The following is a 20,813-nucleotide window of genomic DNA, read 5'->3' as shown; positions in this document are numbered from 1 at the left end:
CGCCAAGGGCCGTCGCGAGAAGACGATGACCGAGCGTCTCACCAACGAGATCCTCGACGCGTCGAACGGTCTCGGTGCCGCTGTGAAGCGTCGTGAAGACACTCACAAGATGGCCGAAGCCAACAAGGCATTCGCTCACTACCGCTGGTAGTGGGCACCTGCAGTGCGGGCGGGTCCTAACCGGCCCGCCCGCACTGTGACATCACATTCATCCCCAACTTTCGGAGGACCACCGTGGCACAGGAAGTGCTCACCGACCTGAACAAGGTCCGCAACATCGGCATCATGGCTCACATCGATGCCGGCAAGACCACAACGACTGAGCGCATCCTGTTCTACACGGGCGTCAACCGCAAGATCGGCGAGACCCACGATGGTGCCTCGACGACTGACTGGATGGAGCAGGAGCAGGAGCGTGGCATCACGATCACCTCCGCTGCTGTCACGTGTTTCTGGAACAACAACCAGATCAACATCATCGACACCCCCGGCCACGTCGACTTCACCGTTGAGGTGGAGCGTTCGCTCCGCGTCCTCGACGGTGCCGTTGCGGTGTTCGACGGCAAGGAGGGCGTTGAGCCCCAGTCGGAGACTGTCTGGCGTCAGGCCGACAAGTACAACGTCCCGCGCATCTGCTTCGTCAACAAGATGGACAAGATGGGCGCCGACTTCTACTTCACGGTCGACACCATCGTGAAGCGCCTCGGCGCCAAGCCGCTGGTTCTTCAGCTGCCCATCGGTGAGGAGTCCGGCTTCGAGGGTGTTGTCGACCTCGTTGAGATGCGCGCGCTCACGTGGCGTGGCGACTCGAAGGGTGACGTCGAGATGGGCGCCAAGTACGCCATCGAGGAGATCCCGGAGGATCTCAAGGAGAAGGCTGCGGAGTACCGCACCGCTCTGCTCGAGACCGTCGCCGAGACCGACGACGCGCTCATGGAGAAGTACTTCGGTGGCGAAGAGCTGACTGTCGCCGAGATCAAGGGCGCCATTCGCAAGCTCACCGTGGCCAGCGAGATCTACCCCGTGCTCTGTGGCTCGGCGTTCAAGAACCGCGGCGTTCAGCCGATGCTCGACGCAGTCATCGACTATCTCCCCAACCCGCTCGACGTCGGTGCCACTGAGGCTCGCGACCCGCGCGACGAGGAGAAGGTCATCCTGCGCAAGCCGGACTCGAAGGAGCCCTTTGCGGCTCTCGCGTTCAAGGTTGCCGTGCACCCGTTCTTCGGGCGTCTCACGTTCATCCGCGTCTACTCGGGGTTCCTTGAGAGTGGTGGAGCGATCATCAACTCCACCAAGGGCAAGAAGGAACGCATCGGCAAGATGTTCCAGATGTACGCCAACAAGGAGAACCCTGTTGACAGCGTCACCGCTGGGCACATCTACGCGGTCATCGGCCTCAAGGACACCACCACGGGCGACACCCTCAGCGACGCGAACAACCAGGTTGTTCTCGAGTCGATGACGTTCCCCGACCCGGTCATCGAGGTCGCCATCGAGCCGAAGACCAAGGCCGACCAGGAGAAGCTGGGAACAGCCATCCAGAAGCTGGCCGAAGAGGATCCCACGTTCCGCACCGAGCAGAACATCGACACCGGCCAGACCGTCATCAAGGGAATGGGTGAGCTTCACCTCGACATCCTCGTTGACCGCATGAAGCGCGAGTTCCATGTTGAGGCCAACGTGGGCAAGCCCCAGGTTGCGTACCGCGAGACGATCCGTCGCGTGGTCGAGAAGTACGACTACACCCACAAGAAGCAGACCGGTGGATCCGGTCAGTTCGCCAAGGTGCAGATCGCTCTCGAGCCGATGGAGGTCACCGCGGAGGTGTCCTACGAGTTCGAGGACAAGGTTTCGGGCGGTCGCATCCCGCGCGAGTACATTCCTTCGGTGAACGCCGGAATCAAGGAGGCCATGCAGGTGGGCGTGCTCGCCGGCTTCCCGACTGTCGGTGTGAAGGCGATTCTGCTTGACGGCGCCTACCATGACGTCGACTCCTCGGAGATGGCGTTCAAGATCGCCGGATCCATGGCATACAAGGAGGCCGCTCGCAAGGCGAACCCCGTGCTGCTGGAGCCGCTCATGGCCGTCGAGGTCCGCACCCCTGAGGAATACATGGGTGACGTCATCGGTGACATCAACTCCCGTCGTGGCCAGATCCAGGCCATGGAAGACGCGACGGGCGTGAAGGTCATCTCGGCGAAGGTACCGCTGTCAGAAATGTTCGGGTATGTTGGCGACCTGAGGTCCAAGACCTCTGGCCGTGCGGTGTACTCGATGACATTCGACAGCTATGCGGAGGTCCCGAAGGCTGTTGCCGACGAGATCGTCCAGAAGAACAAGGGCGACTAGCCCGAATTCGCAGGGACATCCCGTCCCGAGTAACATAAATACACACTCCACCCCGTAGCGCATCCGATCGGAATCCACTGATTCGGATGCCTACACCAGAGTCCTGAGGAGGACCCAGTGGCTAAGGCCAAGTTCGAGCGGACCAAGCCGCACGTAAACATCGGAACCATCGGTCACGTTGACCACGGCAAGACCACGCTTACCGCAGCCATCTCGAAGGTGCTCGCGGACAAGTACCCGTCGGCCACCAACGTGCAGCGTGACTTCGCGACGATCGACTCGGCGCCTGAAGAGCGCCAGCGTGGTATCACGATCAACATCTCTCACGTCGAGTACGAGACGCCGAAGCGCCACTACGCTCACGTCGACGCCCCTGGTCACGCCGACTACATCAAGAACATGATCACCGGTGCTGCTCAGATGGACGGCGCGATCCTCGTGGTTGCGGCGACCGACGGCCCGATGGCTCAGACCCGTGAGCACGTTCTGCTCGCCCGCCAGGTTGGTGTCCCCTACCTGATGGTCGCGCTGAACAAGTCCGACATGGTCGACGACGAGGAGATCCTGGAGCTCGTCGAGCTCGAGGTTCGCGAGTTGCTCTCCAGCCAGGAGTTCGACGGCGACAACGCGCCTGTCGTTCGCGTCTCGGGCCTCAAGGCTCTCGAGGGCGACGAGAAGTGGGTTCAGTCGGTTCTCGACCTCATGCAGGCCGCTGACGACAACATCCCCGACCCCGTGCGCGACAAGGACAAGCCCTTCCTCATGCCGGTCGAGGACGTCTTCACGATCACCGGTCGTGGAACCGTCGTCACGGGCCGCGCCGAGCGTGGCACGCTGAAGATCAACTCCGAGGTCGAGATCGTCGGCATCCGCCCGACGCAGAAGACCACGGTCACGGGTATCGAGATGTTCCACAAGCAGCTCGACGAGGCTTGGGCCGGCGAGAACTGTGGTCTGCTCCTCCGCGGCACCAAGCGCGAGGATGTCGAGCGCGGCCAGGTCGTCGTACAGCCGGGTTCGGTCACCCCTCACACGAACTTCGAGGGAACCGCCTACATCCTTTCCAAGGATGAGGGTGGCCGCCACAACCCGTTCTACGCGAACTACCGCCCGCAGTTCTACTTCCGCACCACCGACGTCACCGGCGTCATCACGCTGCCCGAGGGCACCGAGATGGTCATGCCTGGTGACACCACCGAGATGACGGTTGAGCTCATTCAGCCCATCGCCATGGAAGAGGGCCTCGGCTTCGCTATCCGTGAGGGTGGCCGCACCGTTGGCGCCGGCAAGGTTGTCAAGGTTCTCAAGTAGTAACAGCAACAACCTGGCGGGTTGAGTAGCGAGCGTATCGAAACCAAACCCACCAACACGAAGGGGTCGAGCCGAAAGGCTCGGCCCCTTCGTCGTTCCCGGATGCTCGGGGCCACCTCTGGTGGAGCGATCGGCTGCGACGTAGGGTGGGCTTCCGATGGTTCCCCAGACTAAGGAGTCGACAATGGCCGGATTCGATGACATCACCAAGAAGGCGCAGGAGTTCCTCGCCGACGACAAGGTGAAGGATGCGCTGAAGAGCGAGCAGGCTGAGGACATCAGCGACAAGGTCCTCGACGGTGCGGAGGATGTCGTCAACAAGGTGACGGGCGGCAAGTTCGCCGGACAGGTGGGCGACGCCCGCGCCGAGGCCGACAAGCGCGTCGGCACCGACTAGCCCCTCCGCTTTTTCCGCGTGTGCGCGCCCCTGCTCGAGCGGGCGGGCGCGCACGCCCCAAACGGGGGCGCACAGCGCGTCAGAACCGCCCTTTTTGCGCGACACGCCGAGCGCGACACGCCCGGGTTGCAGCAGCGTCAGGAATGTGGCAAACTCGTCTAGTTCAACATTTCCGCCTGGTCCCCGTGACCGAGGCCGGAATCACTGCCAGGCAGTGCATAGATTTGACGCTCGGGTTCAGGCCCGGGTGAGCGTCTAGGCCGCGGGTAGCAGGACAAAGCTTAATCGACACTCGATAAAACGCGGTCAGACGTGTGCCCGCTCTTCCTCGGAAGGGCGTGACGCGCCCGAGCGCGGGGGTCGGTACGGTGTCGGGTCACAAGACCTGGCGTTTGACATAAAAACAGTGGTGCGACAGCAGAAGTGCTCCGCAGCGTGTGCGTGAGAACGCATTTGGTACTAAAGAGAGAGAGTCAGACATGGCGGGACAGAAGATCCGCATTCGACTTAAGTCGTACGACCACGAGGTCATCGACAGCTCGGCGCGCAAGATCGTCGACACGGTGACCCGTGCGGGCGCGACGGTGGTCGGTCCGGTGCCCCTTCCTACGGAGAAGAACGTGGTCGTCGTGATCCGCTCTCCTCACAAGTACAAGGACAGCCGCGAGCACTTCGAGAAGCGCACCCACAAGCGCCTGATCGACATCATTGACCCGACTCCGAAGGCTGTCGACTCGCTCATGCGTCTCGACCTGCCGGCCGACGTCAACATCGAGATCAAGCTCTAGTCGAGCCTGAACAGTTCTGAGGGAACCCATGTCTAAACTTACGACTCGCAAGGGTCTGCTGGGCAAGAAGCTCGGCATGACTCAGGTCTGGGACGCCAACAACAAGCTGATCCCCGTCACCGTCATCGAGATCACCCCCAACGTCGTCACCCAGGTTCGTACTCCTGAGGTCGACGGCTACAGTGCCGTCCAGATCGCTTACGGCCAGATCGACCCGCGCAAGGCGAACAAGCCTGCGACCGGTCACTTCGACAAGGCCGGCGTCACGCCGCGCCGTCACCTCACCGAGGTTCGCACCTCCGACGCCGGCGACTACTCGCTCGGCCAGGAGATCGCGGTTGACATCTTCGAGGCCGGCAAGAAGGTCGACGTCGTCGGCACCAGCAAGGGCAAGGGTTTCGCCGGTGTCATGAAGCGCCACAACTTCGCCGGTGTCTCGGCGTCGCACGGTGCGCACCGCAACCACCGCAAGCCGGGTTCGATCGGCGCCTCGTCGACCCCCAGCCGTGTCTTCAAGGGCATGCGCATGGCCGGTCGTATGGGTGGCGACCGCGTCACCGTCCAGGGCCTCACGGTCCACGCTGTCGACCTCGAGAAGGGTCTGCTGCTCGTCAAGGGCGCGGTTCCCGGTGCTCGTGGCCGCATCGTGTTCGTTCGCAACGCAGTGAAGGGAGCCTAGTTCCATGGCTACCGCAATCGATGTCGTCGACGTCAAGGGCAAGAAGGTCGGCTCGGTCGACCTTCCCGCCGAGATCTTCGACGTCCAGACCAACGTCCCCCTGATCCACCAGGTTGTCGTGGCGCAGCGCGCCGCGGCTCGCCAGGGCACGCACAAGACCAAGGGTCGCGGCGAGGTTTCAGGCTCGGGCCGCAAGCCGTTCAAGCAGAAGGGCACCGGCCGCGCCCGTCAGGGTTCGGTCCGTATGCCGCAGCACAAGGGTGGTGGCATCGTCCACGGACCCGTGCCGCGCGACTACGCCCAGCGCACCCCCAAGAAGATGATCGCTGCCGCTCTCCGCGGCACGCTCTCCGACCGGGCACGCGGCGGACGCATCCATGTCGTCGAGTCGCTCTCCCTGGGAGATGTGCCCTCAACGAAGGCTGTTGCCGAGCTGCTCGGCAACATCGCCGAGAGCAAGAACATCCTGATCGTTCTCCAGCGTGACGACGAGGTGAGCTACAAGAGCGTGCGAAACCTTTCCACGATTCACGTGATCACCCACGACCAGCTGAACGCCTACGACGTGGTCGTGAGCGACGACCTCGTCTTCACCAAGGGTGCGTTCGACGCGTTCGTCGCCCCCAAGGGCGAGAGCGCAGCATCTGACAAGGAAGCGAAGGTGACCGCATGAGCGCCACGTACAAGGACCCGCGCGACGTCATCATCGCCCCGGTCGTCTCCGAGAAGAGCTACAGCCTGATCGATCAGGGCAAGTACACCTTCGAGGTGGACCCCCGTTCGAACAAGACCGAGATCAAGCTCGCCATTGAGAAGATCTTCAGCGTGCAGGTCGCGTCGATCAACACTCTCAACAAGCAGGGCAAGACCCGTCGTACCAAGTTCGGTACTGGTAAGCGCAAGAACACCAAGCGCGCCATCGTGACGCTCAAGGCCGGTTCCATCGACATCTTCACGGCTGTCGGCTAGGGAGCAGAGGAATAACCCATGGCAATTCGTAAGTACAAGCCCACGACCCCGGGTCGTCGCGGTTCCTCGGTGGCAGATTTCGCCGAGATCACGCGGTCGACTCCCGAGAAGTCGCTGCTGCGCCCCCTGCCCAAGACGGGTGGCCGCAACAACTCCGGTCGCATCACGACGCGTCACATCGGTGGTGGCCACAAGCGCCAGTACCGCGTGATCGACTTCCGTCGCAATGACAAGGACGGCGTCAACGCCAAGGTCGCTCACATCGAGTACGACCCCAACCGCACCGCCCGTATCGCGCTGCTGCACTACCTTGACGGCACGAAGCGTTACATCATCGCGCCGGAGAAGCTCAAGCAGGGCGACATCGTCGAGTCGGGTGCTGGCGCGGACATCAAGCCGGGCAACAACCTGCCGCTGCGCAACATCCCGGTCGGTACCGTCATTCACGCGATCGAGCTCAAGCCGGGCGGCGGCGCCAAGATCGCCCGCTCCGCTGGTTCTTCGGTGCGTCTCGTCGCGAAGGATGGCCCCTACGCCCAGCTGCGTATGCCGTCCGGCGAGATCCGCAACGTGGATGCTCGCTGCCGCGCCACGATCGGCGAGGTCGGCAACGCCGAGCAGTCGAACATCAACTGGGGCAAGGCCGGCCGTATGCGCTGGAAGGGCGTTCGCCCGACAGTCCGTGGTGTCGCCATGAACCCGGTCGACCACCCGCACGGTGGTGGTGAGGGCAAGACGTCCGGTGGTCGTCACCCCGTCAGCCCGTGGGGCCAGTCCGAGGGTCGCACCCGCAAGTCAAAGCTCGAGAGCGACAAGCTCATCGTTCGTCGCCGCACTGTCGGCAAGAAGCGCAAGTAGGAGTTGTAGAAGAGATGCCACGCAGTCTTAAGAAGGGCCCCTTCGTTGACGACCACCTGTTTCGCAAGGTCGCAGCGCAGAACGAGGCCAGCACAAAGAACGTGATCAAGACCTGGTCGCGCCGCTCGATGATTGTTCCCGCGTTCCTGGGGCACACCATCGCGGTGCATGACGGTCGCAAGCACATCCCGGTGTTCATCACCGAGACCATGGTGGGGCACAAGCTCGGTGAGTTCGCTCCCACGCGCACCTTCCGTGGACACGTGAAGGACGACAAGAAGGGTCGTCGCCGCTAACGCGGTGGCGAAGGAGGTAGAGAAATGGTGGAGTCGATCGCACGCGTGCGTCACATCCGCGTGACCCCTATGAAGGCTCGTCGTGTCGTCAACATGATCCGCGGCAAGCAGGCTCAGGAAGCCCTGGCCATCCTCAAGTTCGCGCCGCAGGGTGCGAGTGAGCCCGTGTACAAGCTGGTCGCTTCGGCGATCGCGAACGCACGGGTCAAGGCGGATGCCAGCAACAGCTTCCTGGATGAGCAGGACCTGTACGTGAGCCAGGCCTACGTCGACGAGGGCACGACGCTCAAGCGGTTCCAGCCGCGTGCGCAGGGTCGTGCGTTCCAGATCCTGAAGCGCACCAGCCACATCACCGTGGTCCTGGCCACGCCGGATGAGGCCGAGGCGAATAAGACGACTGCGAAGGCAGGAAAGAAGTAATGGGCCAGAAAGTAAATCCCTACGGTTTCCGTCTGGGAATCACCACCGACCATGTGTCGCGGTGGTTCGCCGACAGCACCAAGCCCGGTCAGCGCTACGCCGACTTCGTGGCTGAGGACATCAAGATCCGCAACCTGCTCAAGACGTCGCTGGACCGTGCAGGCGTGGCCCGCATCGAGATCGAGCGCACCCGTGACCGCGTTCGCGTCGACATTCACACCGCCCGTCCGGGCATCGTGATCGGTCGTCGTGGCGCCGAGGCGGAGCGCATCCGCACCGACCTCGAGAAGCTCACGAAGAAGCAGATCCAGCTGAACATCCTCGAGGTGAAGAACCCCGAGGCTGAAGCGCAGCTGGTCGCCCAGGGCATCGCTGAGCAGCTTGCCGCTCGTGTGGCCTTCCGCCGCGCGATGCGCAAGGGCCTGCAGGGCGCCCAGCGTTCCTCGCTGGTCAAGGGTGTTCGCATCCAGGTCTCGGGCCGCCTCGGTGGCGCCGAGATGAGCCGCTCGGAGTTCTACCGTGAGGGTCGCGTTCCGCTGCACACTCTGCGCGCGAACATCGATTACGGCTTCTACGAGGCCCGCACCACCTTCGGCCGCATCGGCGTGAAGGTCTGGATCTACAAGGGTGACATCACCAACAAGGAGCTCGCCCGCGAGCAGGCCAACCAGAAGTCGTCGCGCCCCGAGCGTCGTGATGACCGCCGTGACGACCGCCCCCGCCGTGGTGCGGGCGCCGGTGCGGCTGGTGCTGCCCCCAAGGCAGAGGCCGCTCCCGTAGCAGCAGCAGGAGTTGAGGCATAACAATGTTGATTCCACGTAAGGTCAAGTTCCGCAAGCAGCACCACCCCGGTCGCAGCGGACACGCTACCGGTGGTACGACTGTGTCGTTCGGCGAGTACGGCATCCAGGCGATCACGCCCGCGTACGTCACGAACCGCCAGATCGAGGCCGCTCGTATCGCCATGACGCGTCACATCAAGCGTGGTGGAAAGGTGTGGATCAACATCTACCCCGACCGCCCGCTGACCAAGAAGCCGGCCGAGACCCGCATGGGTTCCGGTAAGGGTTCGCCCGAGTGGTGGGTCGCCAACGTCAAGCCGGGTCGCGTGCTCTTCGAGCTCGCCGGCGTCGACGAGACCGTTGCCCGCGAGGCACTCACCCGTGCTATCCACAAGCTTCCACTTAAGGCGCGCATCATCAAGCGCGAGGAGGGCGACGCATAATGGCGATCGGATCCAAGGAGCTCAGCCCCACCGAGCTCGACACTTTTGAAGATGGTCGTCTCCTCGACGAGCTGAAGAAGGCCAAGGAGGAGCTGTTCAACCTGCGCTTCCAGTCGGCCACCGGTCAGCTCGAGAGCCATGGCCGCCTGCGCGCTGTCAAGCGCGACATCTCCCGCATCTACACGGTCATCCGTGAGCGTGAGCTGGGCATCCGTGCGACGCCCGCCCCGGTTGAGGCTCCGGCCAAGGCCGAGAAGAAGACGAAGGCCAAGAAGGATGCCGCAGCTGCGGCTCCCGAGGCCGCCGAGACTGAGGAGGCCAAGTAATGGCTAAGACTGAGGCTGCGAAGACCGCAGCACCTGTCGCCGACGACGCCAAGCTCGTCCGCGGCTACCGCAAGACGCAGCGCGGCTACGTCACCAGCGACAAGATGGACAAGACCATCGTCGTCGAGGTTGAGGACCGCGTGAAGCACCCGCTGTACGGCAAGGTCATCCGCCGCACCGAGAAGCGCAAGGTTCACGACGAGACCAACTCCGCCGGTATCGGCGACCTGGTCGTCATCAGCGAGACCCGTCCGCTCAGCGCCACGAAGCGCTGGCGCCTGGTCGAGATTCTCGAGAAGGCCAAGTAAGCCTCGGCTTGCTCTGAAAGGTATAAGAGATGCTTCAGCAGGAATCCAGAGTCAAGGTTGCCGACAACACCGGCGCCAAGACGCTGCTCACGATTCGCGTGCTCGGCGGCTCCGGCCGTCGTTATGCGGGTCTGGGTGACGTCATTGTCGCCACGGTCAAGGATGCGATCCCGGGCGGCAACGTGAAGAAGGGCGACATCGTGAAGGCGGTCATCGTCCGCACGAAGAAGGAGACGCGTCGTCCCGACGGCTCGTACATCAAGTTTGACGAGAACGCTGCCGTCATCCTGAAGGCGGATGGGGACCCCCGCGGTACCCGTATCTTCGGGCCGGTCGGTCGCGAGCTTCGTGACAAGAAGTTCATGAAGATCGTCTCGCTGGCACCGGAGGTTATTTAGTCATGGCGAAGATCAAAAAGGGCGACCTCGTCCAGGTGATCAGTGGCCGCACCCAGGCCCGCGGTGGAGACCGCGGCAAGCAGGGTCGCGTGCTCGAGATCATCGTGGAGAAGAATCGCGTCGTCGTCGAGGGTGTGAACTTCGTCACGAAGCATGTCCGCGTCGGCCAGACCCAGCGCGGAACCAAGACGGGTGGCATCGAGACCCACGAAGCTCCGCTTCACATCTCGAACGTCGCGCTCGTCGACCCCGAATCCAAGAAGCCGACCCGCGTCGGCCACCGCGTCGAGACGAATGCTGCCGGCAAGACCGTGCGCGTCCGTTACGCCAAGAAGTCAGGTAAGGACCTGTAATGACCGAGACTGCAGTGGCTGGCAAAATCCAGCCCCGCCTCAAGCTCAAGTACCGTAACGAGATCGCCGCTCAGCTGAAGAGCGACTTCGAGTTCTCGAACGTGCACCAGGTGCCGACGATCGTCAAGGTCGTCGTCAACACGGGTGTCGGCGAGGCCGCGCGCGACAGCAAGGTGATCGACGGGGCCGTTCGCGACCTCACCGCGATCACCGGCCAGAAGCCGCAGGTCACCGCCGCCCGCAAGTCGATCGCGCAGTTCAAGCTTCGCGAGGGCCAGCCCATCGGCGCGCACGTCACGCTTCGTGGCGACCGTGCCTGGGAGTTCATCGACCGCCTCGTCACGCTCGCGCTTCCGCGTATCCGCGACTTCCGTGGACTCAGCGACAGGCAGTTCGACGGCAACGGCAACTACACCTTCGGCCTCAACGAGCAGTCAATGTTCCACGAGATCGACCAGGACAAGATCGACCGCGTTCGCGGCTTCGACATCACCATCGTCACGACGGCGAAGAACGACGATGAGGGCCGGGCACTGCTCAAGGCTCTCGGGTTCCCGTTCAAGGCGTCTGACGCGGCAACCAGGTAACACCGATCGACAAGGTCGCCATCCGTGTAACGGATGTCGAAACCATTCGAGATTAGGAAACAAACACAATGACAATGACAGATCCGGTCGCAGACCTGCTGACCAGACTGCGTAACGCCAACTCGGCGTACCACGAGACAGTGTCGATGCCGAACAGCAAGCTCAAGGCCCACATCGCCGAGATCCTCAAGACTGAGGGCTACATCGGCGACTGGAAGGTCGAGGACGCTCGCGTCGGACAGACGCTGACCATCGACCTGAAGTACGGCCCCAATCGCGAGCGCACCATTGCGGGCATCAAGCGCGTGTCGAAGCCGGGCCTCCGGGTCTACGCGAAGTCGACCGAGATCCCGCGTGTTCTCGGTGGCCTTGGCGTTGCCATCCTGTCGACCTCCTCTGGCCTCCTCACGGACCGCCAGGCGACCAAGAAGGGCGTGGGTGGGGAAGTCCTCGCCTACGTGTGGTAATCAGTCATGTCACGAATCGGACGTCTTCCCATCGACATCCCCGCGGGTGTCGACATCAAGGTCGATGGCTCTGCCGTCACCGTCAAGGGCCCCAAGGGTGAGCTTTCGCTCATCGTGGCGAGCCCGATCGAGGTCAAGGTCGAGGAGGGCCAGATCCTGGTCAGCCGCCCCGACGACGAGCGCGACTCGCGCTCGCTGCACGGGCTGACCCGCACCCTGATCGCCAACAACATCGTCGGTGTCACCGAGGGCTATTCCAAGGGCCTCGAGATCGTCGGTACCGGTTACCGCGTGGCGCAGAAGGGCAACTCGCTCGAGTTCGCTCTCGGCTTCTCGCACTCGATCACGGTCGATCCGCCTGCTGGCATCTCGTTCGCCATCGAGGGGAACACCAAGGTCACGGTGCAGGGCATCGACAAGCAGCAGGTCGGCGAGACCGCCGCAAACATTCGCAAGCTGCGCAAGCCTGAGCCTTACAAGGGCAAGGGTGTGCGGTACGCCGGCGAGGTAGTCCGCCGCAAGGCCGGAAAGAGTGGTAAGTAATCATGGCTCTCGGAACCAGAGGTAAGAGCAAGTCGGCCGCCAAGGCTCGCCGGCACACCCGTCTTCGCAAGAAGATCGTGGGCACGGAGGCGCGTCCGCGCCTCGTCGTCACCCGTTCGGCCCGTCACGTCTTCGTGCAGGTCGTCGATGACAGCAAGGGCCGCACGGTCGCATCCGCATCGACGATGGAGGCGGACCTCCGCAGCCTCGACGGTGACAAGACCGCCAAGGCCCGCAAGGTCGGCGAGCTTGTCGCTGAGCGTGCGAAGCAGGCCGGTGTGGTTGACGTCGTATTCGACCGGGGTGGCAGCCGTTACGCGGGTCGCGTTGCGGCCATCGCCGATGGAGCGCGAGAGGGTGGATTGAACCTGTGAGCACTGATAACAGCGCTACAACTAGCAAGGAGCAGGCTGTGGCTGAAGTAGCCGAGACGCCCGTGGAGACTGCCGCATCGTCGGAGCCCACCCGTAACGAGCCTCGTGAGGCTCGCCGCGGTGGTCGCGAGCGCAACCCCAACCAGCAGCGCGGAAGCCGTGACTCAGACAAGAGCCAGTTCCTGGAGCGCGTCGTCACCATCAACCGCGTCTCGAAGGTCGTGAAGGGTGGTCGTCGCTTCAGCTTCACCGCTCTCGTGGTCGTCGGCGACGGCAACGGTCTGGTCGGCGTCGGCTACGGCAAGGCACGCGAGGTGCCCACCGCGATCAGCAAGGGTGTCGAGGAGGCGAAGAAGAACTTCTTCCGCGTCCCCCGCGTCGGCAAGACCATCCCGCACCCCGTGCAGGGCGAGTCCGCCGCCGGTGTCGTGCTGCTCCGTCCGGCCGCCGCAGGTACCGGTGTTATCGCCGGTGGTCCGGTGCGCGCCGTGCTCGAGTGTGCAGGCATCCATGACGTCCTGAGCAAGTCGCTCGGCTCGTCGAACACGATCAACATCGTCCGTGCGACTGTGACGGCACTGAAGGAGCTCGAGGAGCCCGCCGCAGTTGCTGCGCGTCGTGGCCTCTCGATCGAAGACGTCGTGCCCGAGCAGATCCTGCGGATCCAGGCCGCCACGGCCAAGGCCGAGGCAACGAAGGCAGGTGTCTGATGGCTCGCCTGAAGGTAACCCAGATCAAGTCCAAAATCAGTGAGAAGCAGAACCAGCGTGACACGCTGCGCAGCTTGGGCCTCAAGCGCATCAACGACTCCGTCGTGCGCGAGGACAATGCGCAGAACCGCGGCTACGTCCGTACCGTCGCCCACCTGGTGAAGGTCGAGGAGATTGACTAATGGCTGAAGAGAAGAAGCCGGCCGCTAAGGCTCCGGCAAAGGCCGCAGCCAAGGCACCCGCCAAGGCTGCTGCTGAGAAGAAGGCGCCTGCGAAGGCTGCCGCAGACAAGGCTCCCGCCAAGGCTGCTGCTGCCAAGGCTCCGGCCAAGGCTGCTGCCGCCAAGGCACCCGCCAAGACCGCTGCCGAGAAGGCCCCGGCCTCCAAGGCGAGCGCGGCCACCAAGGCTGAGGCACCTGCGAAGGCTCCGGCCAAGGCCCCCGCGAAGAAGGCAGCCCCGAAGGACGAGACCGAGTCGCGTCCCCAGGTGCTGAAGATGCACCACCTCCGTCCGGCCCCCGGCTCGAAGACCGCCAAGACCCGCGTTGGTCGTGGTGAGGGCTCCAAGGGTAAGACGGCCGGTCGCGGTACCAAGGGAACGAAGGCTCGTTACCAGGTGCGCGTCGGGCTCGAGGGTGGAAACCTGAACAGCATCATGCGTGCTCCGAAGCTGCGCGGGTTCAAGAACCCGTTCCGCGTCGAGTATCAGGTCGTCAACCTCGAGAAGCTCGCTGAGCTGTACCCCAAGGGCGGCGATGTCACCACGAGCGACCTCGTGGCAAAGGGTGCGGTCCGCAAGAACGAGAAGGTCAAGGTTCTTGGCCAGGGTGAAGTTGGCGTTAAGCTGAACGTTGCAGTGGACAAGGTCTCCGGCTCGGCAGAGGCGAAGATCGTCGCAGCGGGCGGCTCCGTCAAGTAGTCATCCCGGGTGGCCCCTGCTGGGGCCACCCGTCTGGCTCACCCGAAAAGCACAACCAGGAGGCCTCGTGTTCAGAGCTATCGCGCGGATTTTTCGCACGCCCGATCTGCGGAGGAAGATAGGCTTCACGCTCGGTATCGTGGCGATCTTCCGTCTCGGCTCGTTCATCCCCTCGCCGTTCGTCGACTATGCGAACGTGCAGAGCTGCCTCTCGTCGCAGTCCGGCCCCACAGGCCTCTACGAGCTCGTCAACCTGTTCAGCGGTGGCGCGCTCCTTCAACTCTCCGTCTTTGCGCTGGGCATCATGCCGTACATCACGGCCTCGATCATCGTGCAGTTGCTGCGCGTGGTCATCCCCCACTTCGACACCCTCTACAAGGAGGGCCAGTCCGGCCAGGCCAAGCTGACGCAGTACACGCGTTACCTCACGATCGGCCTCGGCGTTCTGCAGTCGACGACACTCGTCACGGTCGCCCGCAGCGGCACCCTCTTCGGGTCCAACGGCTCGGCTGACTGCTCGGCGCTCATCACCAACGACGCCTGGTACGCCATCCTGCTGATGGTCATCACGATGACCGCCGGTACCGGCCTCATCATGTGGATGGGTGAGCTCATCACCGAGCGCGGCATCGGCAACGGCATGTCGCTCCTCATCTTCATCTCGATCGCCGCGACGTTCCCGACCGCTCTGTGGAGCATCGCCGTCGCCCGCTCCTTCGAGATCTTCCTGCTGGTTCTCGCGGTCGGCCTCGTCATCATGACGGCGGTCGTCTTCGTCGAGCAGTCCCAGCGCCGTGTTCCGGTGCAGTACGCGAAGCGTATGGTCGGGCGTCGCACCTACGGTGGCAACAACACCTACATCCCGATCAAGGTCAACATGGCAGGCGTGATCCCCGTGATCTTCGCCTCGTCGCTGCTGTACCTGCCCGCCCTCATCGCGCAGTTCAACCAGCCGGCGAACGGTGACCTGCCGGCCCCGTGGGTGCAGTGGGTGCAGGACAACCTGACCTCGGGCGACAACCCGCTCTACATGGCCGTGTACTTCGTGCTCATCATCGGGTTCACGTACTTCTACGTCGCGATCACCTTCAACCCCGAAGAGGTCGCAGACAACATGAAGAAGTACGGCGGCTTCATCCCGGGCATCCGTGCGGGCCGCCCGACGGCGGAGTACCTCGACTACGTGCTCACCAGGGTCACGCTTCCCGGTTCGCTCTACCTCGGCATCGTGGCGCTCATCCCGCTCATCGCGCTCGCCACGGTGGGTGCCAACCAGAACTTCCCATTCGGCGGCGCCAGCATCCTGATCATCGTCGGTGTTGGTCTTGAGACGGTCAAGCAGATCGACTCGCAGCTGCAGCAGCGACACTACGAGGGGCTCCTTCGATGACAGCACGACTCCTTCTGATCGGCCCGCCCGGCGCGGGCAAGGGCACGCAGGCCGTGCGGCTGGCTGAGGCCTATGGCATCCCCGCGATCTCCACGGGCGACATCTTCCGCAGCAATGTGAAGAACGAGACCGAGCTCGGCAAGAAGGCGAAGGCGTTCATGGACGCCGGCGACAATGTGCCCGATTCGCTCACGAACGCGCTCATCCGTGACCGCCTCGCCGAAGAGGACGCGGCCGAAGGCTTCCTGCTCGACGGCTACCCGCGCACGACCGATCAGGTCCGCGAACTCCAGGACTTCCTCGCTGGCCACGACACCGCGCTTGACGTTGTCGTCGAGCTGGTCGCCGATCCGGATGTCGTGGTCGAGCGGCTGCGTAAGCGCGCGATCGAGCAGGGCCGCAGCGACGACGACGAGAACGTGGTTCGCCACCGCCTCGACGTCTACCGTGAGCAGACCGAGCCGCTCATCGACATCTACGACGCCCGGGGCATCCTGATCAAGATCGATGCGATCGGTGCCGTCGACGACGTCACCGCCCGCATCATCGATGGCCTCGCAGCCCGGGGGATCGTCGCGAACGCCCCCAGCGCCACGAACTGAGGCAAGTGCATGGCCGGCCTCGGTAGGCGGAACATCTACAAGTCGCCCGCACAGCTTCGGCTGATGCTCGCCCCCGGCGTGCTCACGGCGAAAGCCCTCGACGCGGTACGCGCAGAGATCCGCCCCGGTGTGACCACGATCGAGCTCGACGCCATCGCCGAGAAGGTCATCCGCGACGGCGGCGGCGAACCGAACTTCGCGCTCGTCCCCGGGTACCACCACACGATCTGCGCATCCGTCAATGAGGATGTCGTGCACGGCATCCCCGGCCCGCGTGTCATCGAGGCCGGAGACATCGTATCGATCGACTGTGGTGCGCAGGTCGAGGGCTGGAATGGCGACTCGGCCATCACGGTCGTCGTCCCCGACGCCTCCCGCCCCGAACTCGTCGCGGAGCGGCAGCGGCTCTCCGACGTCACCGAGATCTCGCTGTGGCACGGCGTCGCCGCGCTCGCGAGGGCCAGCCATCTCAACGAGGTCGGTGGCGCGATCGAGGACTTCATCGACTCTGAGGGCACCTTCGGCATCCTCGAGGACTATGTCGGTCACGGCATCGGGCGCTCCATGCATGAGGCCCCCACGGTGTTCAACTATCGGGTGCGCGATCGTGGCCCCGCGGTCAAGCCGGGGCTGTGCGTCGCGATCGAGCCCATGGTCACGCTCGGTGGCATCGACACCTTCGTCCGGGAGGACGACTGGACGATCGCGACGAGCGACGGCACCGCGGCTGCCCACTGGGAGCACAGCGTCGCGGTGCACGCCGGCGGCATCTGGGTCACGACCGCCCATGACGGTGGTGCGGCCCAGCTGAAGCCGCTCGGGGTCACCCCCGTCCCGATCCCTTAGAGCGGGCTGAGCAGTATAGGCCCGACTTGGTTAAAACCCGGTTGATCGCATAAGATTGATCCTTGGTGTCTTAGGGCCGTTTCTGCGTGCCTGCTTTCTCGTCTCAGACGGGGATCCTTCGGGTGGTTTCACCGCCCGGATGGTGACGGCATCACAATCCGCACGACCAGCATTCACTACCTATTAGCGACGAAGAGGCAATGGCCAAAAAAGACGGTGTCATCGAGATCGAAGGATCCGTAGTCGAAGCCCTGCCCAACGCGATGTTCCGCGTTGAGCTCAGCAACGGCCACAGGGTTCTCGCCCACATCTCGGGCAAGATGCGCCAGCACTACATCCGCATCCTCCCCGAGGACCGCGTGATCGTGGAGCTGAGCCCCTATGACCTGACCCGCGGCCGCATCGTCTATCGCTACAAGTAGTGACGCACAACGGATGCCGCCCGCGGCATCCGGCTGGAAAGTAACGGCCCGCAGCATCCTGCAGGTACGAAGACAGCGAGATCCAAGGAACAGCAATGAAGGTCAACCCCAGCGTCAAGCCCATCTGTGACCACTGCAAGGTGATTCGTCGCCACGGCAACGTCATGGTCATCTGCAAGTCCAACCCGCGCCACAAGCAGCGCCAGGGCTGAGACGGCTTCACCAGCGTCACCACAACTGAACAACAACATATAAGGGCAGCACCAGAACCCACGCCTCGCGGCGCGGGGGAGACCACCGGTCGGAGGCCGGTGCACAGGTACTGCTCCAGACCTCCACACACCACACAGGAGAAGCCACCATGGCTCGTCTAGCAGGCGTAGACATTCCGCGCGACAAGCGCGTTGAAGTCGCACTCACCTACATCTACGGTGTCGGCCGTACCAAGGCGCTTCAGGCGCTCACGGCAACCGACATCGATGTGAACATCCGCGTCAAGGACCTCACCGACGACCAGCTCGTCGCGCTGCGCGACTACATCGAGGGCAACTACAAGGTGGAGGGTGACCTCCGCCGCGAGGTCGCCGCCGACATCCGCCGCAAGGTCGAGATCGGCAGCTACCAGGGCATCCGCCACCGTCGCGGCCTTCCCGTCCACGGCCAGCGCACCAAGACCAACGCGCGTACCCGCAAGGGCCCGAAGCGCACCGTCGCCGGCAAGAAGAAGGCCCGATAGCGGCCACTCGGCTCGCATCGCCACTCAAGGTTTTAGGAGAGAACATTGGCAGCACCCAAGTCGGCAGCTCGCAAGCCGCGTCGTAAAGAGAAGAAGAACGTTGCCGTGGGCCAGGCCCACATCAAGTCGACGTTCAACAACACCATCGTCACCATCACCGACCCCACGGGTGCGGTGCTCAGCTGGTCGTCCTCGGGCGTCGTCGGCTTCAAGGGATCGCGTAAGTCGACCCCCTACGCCGCACAGATGTCCGCAGAGTCGGCAGCTCGCCAGGCGCAGGAGCATGGCGTCAAGAAGGTCGACGTCTTCGTGAAGGGACCGGGTTCGGGTCGTGAGACCGCCATCCGTTCGCTTCAGGCAGCAGGCCTCGAGGTCGGCAGCATCAACGATGTGACGCCGCAGGCGCACAACGGATGCCGTCCCCCCAAGCGTCGCCGCGTCTAAGTCGTTCGCGGGTTGAGTAGGCCACCCGCGGTCGCATCGAAACCGTCGCCGGTTTCGGTTCCGGCCCGGTGGCCCTACTCAACCCACAGCACGTTCCCACAACTCAACAAGATCGACTGGCGGGGCAGCTACCTGTTCGAACGCCACAGCGTCCATTAACGCCTCAGTGTCAAATAGCGGACACTTTGCCGAAAGGAATACACGTGCTCATTGCACAGCGTCCCACTCTTTCCGAAGAGAACATCTCCGAGTTCCGTTCACGCTTTGTGATCGAGCCCCTCGAGCCCGGCTTCGGCTACACCCTCGGAAACTCCCTGCGCCGCACCCTTCTCTCGTCGATCCCGGGTGCCGCGGTCACGAGCATCCGCATCGACGGCGTGCTGCACGAGTTCAGCACGGTCGCCGGTGTCAAGGAAGACGTCACCGAGATCATCCTGAACATCAAGGGCCTCGTCGTCTCCAGCGAGCACGATGAGCCGATCACCGCGTACCTGCGCAAGCAGGGTGCGGGCCAGGTCACGGCTGCTGACATCTCCGCTCCCGCCGGTGTGGAGATCCACAACCCGGAGCTGCTCATCGCCACGCTCAACGACAAGGCGAAGTTCGAGCTCGAGCTGACCATCGAGCGCGGCCGCGGCTACGTCTCGGCGACGCAGAACCGCAACGAGTTCAGCGAGGCCGGCCAGATCCCGATCGACTCGATCTACTCGCCCGTCCTCAAGGTCACGTACCGCGTCGAGGCAACTCGTGCCGGTGAGCGCACCGACTTCGACCGCCTCGTCGTCGACGTCGAGACGAAGCCGGCGATCACGCCTCGCGACGCCATCGCCTCCGCCGGTAAGACCCTCGTCGAGCTGTTCGGACTCGCCCGCGAGCTCAACAACGCGGCCGAAGGCATCGAGATCGGCCCGGCACCCGTCGACGCCGTGCTCTCGACCGAGCTGAGCATGCCCATCGAGGACCTCGACCTGTCCGTGCGCAGCTACAACTGCCTCAAGCGCGAGGGCATCAACAACGTCAGTGAGCTTGTCGCCCTCTCGGAGACGCAGCTCATGAACATCCGCAACTTCGGGCAGAAGTCGGTGGATGAGGTCAAGGACAAGCTCGTCGAGATGGGCCTGTCCCTGAAGGACAGCGTTCCCGGCTTCGACGGTGCCCACTTCTACAGCGGATACGAAGAAGCCGAAGAGGGCAACTGACCGCGTCGGCCCACAGCCGTCGCAGTGCAGCCTGACACCACAATTTTTACTACTGGAGATCTAGAAAATGCCTAAGCCCACGAAGGGTCCTCGTCTCGGAGGCGGACCCGCCCACGAGCGCCTGCTGCTTGCCAACCTCGCAGCTGCGCTGTTCACCCACAAGAGCATCAAGACGACCGAGACGAAGGCCAAGCGCCTCCGCCCCGTCGCCGAGCGCCTCGTCACCTTCGCCAAGCGCGGAGACCTGCACTCGCGTCGTCGCGTGCTCGGCATCATCAGCGACAAGACGGTCGTGCACGAGCTCTTCACCGAGATCGCGCCGCTCGTTGCTGAGCGTGAGGGCGGCTACACCCGCATCACGAAGCTGGGCTTCCGCAAGGGCGACAACGCATCCATGGTGCAGATCGAGCTCGTGCTCGAGCCCGTGAACGCAAAGCCGAAGGCCAAGGCTGACAAGCCGGCCAAGGCCGCCAAGGTCGAGGCTCCCGCAGAGGAGACTCCGGCCGAGGAGACCGCTGAGGACGCCGCAGTCGAGACCGAGGCCGCTGAAGCCCCCGTCGAGGAGACCGCGGCAGCCGAGGCCGACACGGAGTCGACCGAGGACGCAGCAGACAAGAAGTAGCACGTCGCAGAGAAGAAGGCCCCGCTCATCGAGCGGGGCCTTCTTCGTTTCACGGCCCCTCGCATCCGCTGCGCTGTTTCCAGCCGTCGCGCCGGCCCCTCGCATCCGCGGTGCCGCATCCGCCCCTCGCCCGACACTTCGCGACACGGGTGCACTCGCGCCTGGGGCGGTTCTGTCGCGAAGTGTCGGGTGTGCCCGGCGGCTGTGGTTTGTCGCGACGGCTGTGGAACGTTCTGCAGCCGTCGCGACAAACCACAGCCGCTACCGGCGAGTCG

General features: G+C 63.8%; 32 protein-coding genes and 1 pseudogene. All 33 read left to right on the top strand.

Translation table 11 applies throughout. The annotated features are described in order from the left end of the window. Window positions 1-151, top strand: a pseudogene (locus FB562_RS10105) (30S ribosomal protein S7); the annotation flags it as partial. A gap of 83 nt (window positions 152-234) precedes the next feature. Continuing rightward, entirely contained in the window at window positions 235-2,349 is a 2,115-nt protein-coding gene (fusA, locus tag FB562_RS10100) for an elongation factor G (protein ID WP_141880995.1), read from the top strand. Window positions 2,350-2,466: 117 nt separating this feature from the next. Further along, a complete protein-coding gene (gene tuf, locus FB562_RS10095; RefSeq protein WP_141880994.1) occupies window positions 2,467-3,660 on the top strand; it encodes an elongation factor Tu in 1,194 nt (397 codons plus the stop codon). A 184-nt stretch (window positions 3,661-3,844) separates the two neighbouring features. Beyond that, complete coding sequence (locus FB562_RS10090) at window positions 3,845-4,057, top strand: Rv0909 family putative TA system antitoxin (RefSeq protein ID WP_141880993.1); 213 nt, start codon at window positions 3,845-3,847, stop codon at window positions 4,055-4,057. 479 nt (window positions 4,058-4,536) lie between these two features. Continuing rightward, complete coding sequence (gene rpsJ, locus FB562_RS10085; protein WP_021010896.1) at window positions 4,537-4,845, top strand: 30S ribosomal protein S10; 309 nt, start codon at window positions 4,537-4,539, stop codon at window positions 4,843-4,845. 28 nt (window positions 4,846-4,873) lie between these two features. Beyond that, window positions 4,874-5,524 (top strand): 50S ribosomal protein L3, encoded by a 651-nt coding sequence (rplC, locus tag FB562_RS10080; RefSeq protein WP_141880992.1) that lies wholly within the window; start codon window positions 4,874-4,876, stop codon window positions 5,522-5,524. Window positions 5,525-5,528: 4 nt separating this feature from the next. Beyond that, on the top strand, window positions 5,529-6,197 hold the full coding sequence (gene rplD / locus FB562_RS10075; protein WP_141880991.1) for a 50S ribosomal protein L4: 669 nt from the start codon (window positions 5,529-5,531) through the stop codon (window positions 6,195-6,197). Beyond that, entirely contained in the window at window positions 6,194-6,493 is a 300-nt protein-coding gene (gene rplW / locus FB562_RS10070; RefSeq protein WP_141880990.1) for a 50S ribosomal protein L23, read from the top strand. The genes rplD and rplW overlap by 4 nt, the downstream gene beginning before the upstream one ends. 18 nt (window positions 6,494-6,511) lie before the next feature. Then, window positions 6,512-7,351, top strand: coding sequence for a 50S ribosomal protein L2 (rplB, locus tag FB562_RS10065; RefSeq protein WP_141880989.1), 840 nt, complete (start codon window positions 6,512-6,514; stop codon window positions 7,349-7,351). A 14-nt stretch (window positions 7,352-7,365) separates the two neighbouring features. Beyond that, a complete protein-coding gene (gene rpsS, locus FB562_RS10060; RefSeq protein ID WP_141880988.1) occupies window positions 7,366-7,647 on the top strand; it encodes a 30S ribosomal protein S19 in 282 nt (93 codons plus the stop codon). A 24-nt stretch (window positions 7,648-7,671) separates the two neighbouring features. After that, complete coding sequence (gene rplV, locus FB562_RS10055) at window positions 7,672-8,067, top strand: 50S ribosomal protein L22 (RefSeq protein WP_141880987.1); 396 nt, start codon at window positions 7,672-7,674, stop codon at window positions 8,065-8,067. Further along, window positions 8,067-8,870 (top strand): 30S ribosomal protein S3, encoded by an 804-nt coding sequence (gene rpsC / locus FB562_RS10050; protein WP_141880986.1) that lies wholly within the window; start codon window positions 8,067-8,069, stop codon window positions 8,868-8,870. The genes rplV and rpsC overlap by 1 nt, the downstream gene beginning before the upstream one ends. Window positions 8,871-8,872: 2 nt before the next feature. Next, window positions 8,873-9,292, top strand: a complete 420-nt coding sequence (gene rplP, locus FB562_RS10045) for a 50S ribosomal protein L16 (RefSeq protein WP_141880985.1) — start codon at window positions 8,873-8,875, stop codon at window positions 9,290-9,292. Beyond that, window positions 9,292-9,618, top strand: a complete 327-nt coding sequence (rpmC, locus tag FB562_RS10040; RefSeq protein WP_141880984.1) for a 50S ribosomal protein L29 — start codon at window positions 9,292-9,294, stop codon at window positions 9,616-9,618. The genes rplP and rpmC overlap by 1 nt, the downstream gene beginning before the upstream one ends. After that, window positions 9,618-9,926, top strand: coding sequence for a 30S ribosomal protein S17 (gene rpsQ / locus FB562_RS10035; RefSeq protein ID WP_141880983.1), 309 nt, complete (start codon window positions 9,618-9,620; stop codon window positions 9,924-9,926). Before rpmC ends, rpsQ begins: the two co-directional genes overlap by 1 nt. Window positions 9,927-9,955: 29 nt before the next feature. Next, window positions 9,956-10,324, top strand: coding sequence for a 50S ribosomal protein L14 (gene rplN / locus FB562_RS10030; RefSeq protein WP_141880982.1), 369 nt, complete (start codon window positions 9,956-9,958; stop codon window positions 10,322-10,324). Window positions 10,325-10,326: 2 nt separating this feature from the next. Next, on the top strand, window positions 10,327-10,677 hold the full coding sequence (rplX, locus tag FB562_RS10025; protein ID WP_141880981.1) for a 50S ribosomal protein L24: 351 nt from the start codon (window positions 10,327-10,329) through the stop codon (window positions 10,675-10,677). Further along, window positions 10,677-11,264, top strand: a complete 588-nt coding sequence (gene rplE, locus FB562_RS10020; protein WP_141880980.1) for a 50S ribosomal protein L5 — start codon at window positions 10,677-10,679, stop codon at window positions 11,262-11,264. Before rplX ends, rplE begins: the two co-directional genes overlap by 1 nt. Before the next feature lie 68 nt (window positions 11,265-11,332). Then, a complete protein-coding gene (gene rpsH / locus FB562_RS10015; protein ID WP_141880979.1) occupies window positions 11,333-11,731 on the top strand; it encodes a 30S ribosomal protein S8 in 399 nt (132 codons plus the stop codon). Between the two features lie 6 nt (window positions 11,732-11,737). Next, a complete protein-coding gene (rplF, locus tag FB562_RS10010; protein WP_141880978.1) occupies window positions 11,738-12,274 on the top strand; it encodes a 50S ribosomal protein L6 in 537 nt (178 codons plus the stop codon). A gap of 2 nt (window positions 12,275-12,276) precedes the next feature. Next, window positions 12,277-12,648, top strand: a complete 372-nt coding sequence (gene rplR / locus FB562_RS10005) for a 50S ribosomal protein L18 (protein WP_141880977.1) — start codon at window positions 12,277-12,279, stop codon at window positions 12,646-12,648. 38 nt (window positions 12,649-12,686) lie between these two features. Next, entirely contained in the window at window positions 12,687-13,358 is a 672-nt protein-coding gene (gene rpsE, locus FB562_RS10000; protein ID WP_141880976.1) for a 30S ribosomal protein S5, read from the top strand. Next, a complete protein-coding gene (gene rpmD, locus FB562_RS09995; RefSeq protein ID WP_185740511.1) occupies window positions 13,358-13,540 on the top strand; it encodes a 50S ribosomal protein L30 in 183 nt (60 codons plus the stop codon). The genes rpsE and rpmD overlap by 1 nt, the downstream gene beginning before the upstream one ends. After that, the gene (rplO, locus tag FB562_RS09990) at window positions 13,540-14,277 is read left to right on the top strand and encodes a 50S ribosomal protein L15 (protein WP_141880974.1); all 738 of its coding nucleotides are present in this window, start codon (window positions 13,540-13,542) and stop codon (window positions 14,275-14,277) included. Before rpmD ends, rplO begins: the two co-directional genes overlap by 1 nt. 67 nt (window positions 14,278-14,344) lie before the next feature. Further along, window positions 14,345-15,667: a preprotein translocase subunit SecY gene (gene secY / locus FB562_RS09985; RefSeq protein ID WP_141880973.1), complete on the top strand. Its 1,323-nt coding sequence runs from the start codon at window positions 14,345-14,347 to the stop codon at window positions 15,665-15,667. Beyond that, a complete protein-coding gene (locus tag FB562_RS09980) occupies window positions 15,664-16,269 on the top strand; it encodes an adenylate kinase (RefSeq protein ID WP_141880972.1) in 606 nt (201 codons plus the stop codon). The genes secY and FB562_RS09980 overlap by 4 nt, the downstream gene beginning before the upstream one ends. A gap of 9 nt (window positions 16,270-16,278) precedes the next feature. After that, window positions 16,279-17,115 (top strand): type I methionyl aminopeptidase, encoded by an 837-nt coding sequence (gene map / locus FB562_RS09975; RefSeq protein ID WP_141880971.1) that lies wholly within the window; start codon window positions 16,279-16,281, stop codon window positions 17,113-17,115. Between the two features lie 200 nt (window positions 17,116-17,315). Further along, window positions 17,316-17,537: a translation initiation factor IF-1 gene (infA, locus tag FB562_RS09970; protein WP_141880970.1), complete on the top strand. Its 222-nt coding sequence runs from the start codon at window positions 17,316-17,318 to the stop codon at window positions 17,535-17,537. A gap of 95 nt (window positions 17,538-17,632) precedes the next feature. Then, complete coding sequence (rpmJ, locus tag FB562_RS09965) at window positions 17,633-17,749, top strand: 50S ribosomal protein L36 (RefSeq protein WP_022893853.1); 117 nt, start codon at window positions 17,633-17,635, stop codon at window positions 17,747-17,749. 149 nt (window positions 17,750-17,898) lie between these two features. Further along, window positions 17,899-18,273 carry a 30S ribosomal protein S13 gene (rpsM, locus tag FB562_RS09960; RefSeq protein ID WP_141880969.1) on the top strand — a complete coding sequence of 125 codons (375 nt, stop codon included), beginning with the start codon at window positions 17,899-17,901 and terminating at the stop codon, window positions 18,271-18,273. Between the two features lie 45 nt (window positions 18,274-18,318). Then, window positions 18,319-18,717: a 30S ribosomal protein S11 gene (gene rpsK, locus FB562_RS09955; RefSeq protein ID WP_141880968.1), complete on the top strand. Its 399-nt coding sequence runs from the start codon at window positions 18,319-18,321 to the stop codon at window positions 18,715-18,717. 203 nt (window positions 18,718-18,920) lie between these two features. Next, window positions 18,921-19,916 (top strand): DNA-directed RNA polymerase subunit alpha, encoded by a 996-nt coding sequence (locus FB562_RS09950; protein ID WP_141880967.1) that lies wholly within the window; start codon window positions 18,921-18,923, stop codon window positions 19,914-19,916. A gap of 67 nt (window positions 19,917-19,983) precedes the next feature. Next, entirely contained in the window at window positions 19,984-20,538 is a 555-nt protein-coding gene (rplQ, locus tag FB562_RS09945) for a 50S ribosomal protein L17 (protein WP_141880966.1), read from the top strand. The last annotated feature ends 275 nt before the right edge of the window (window positions 20,539-20,813 follow it).

Source organism: Homoserinimonas aerilata (genome assembly GCF_006716125.1).
Taxonomy (GTDB): domain Bacteria; phylum Actinomycetota; class Actinomycetes; order Actinomycetales; family Microbacteriaceae; genus Homoserinimonas; species Homoserinimonas aerilata.
This window is presented reverse-complemented; position numbering and strand designations above follow the sequence as displayed.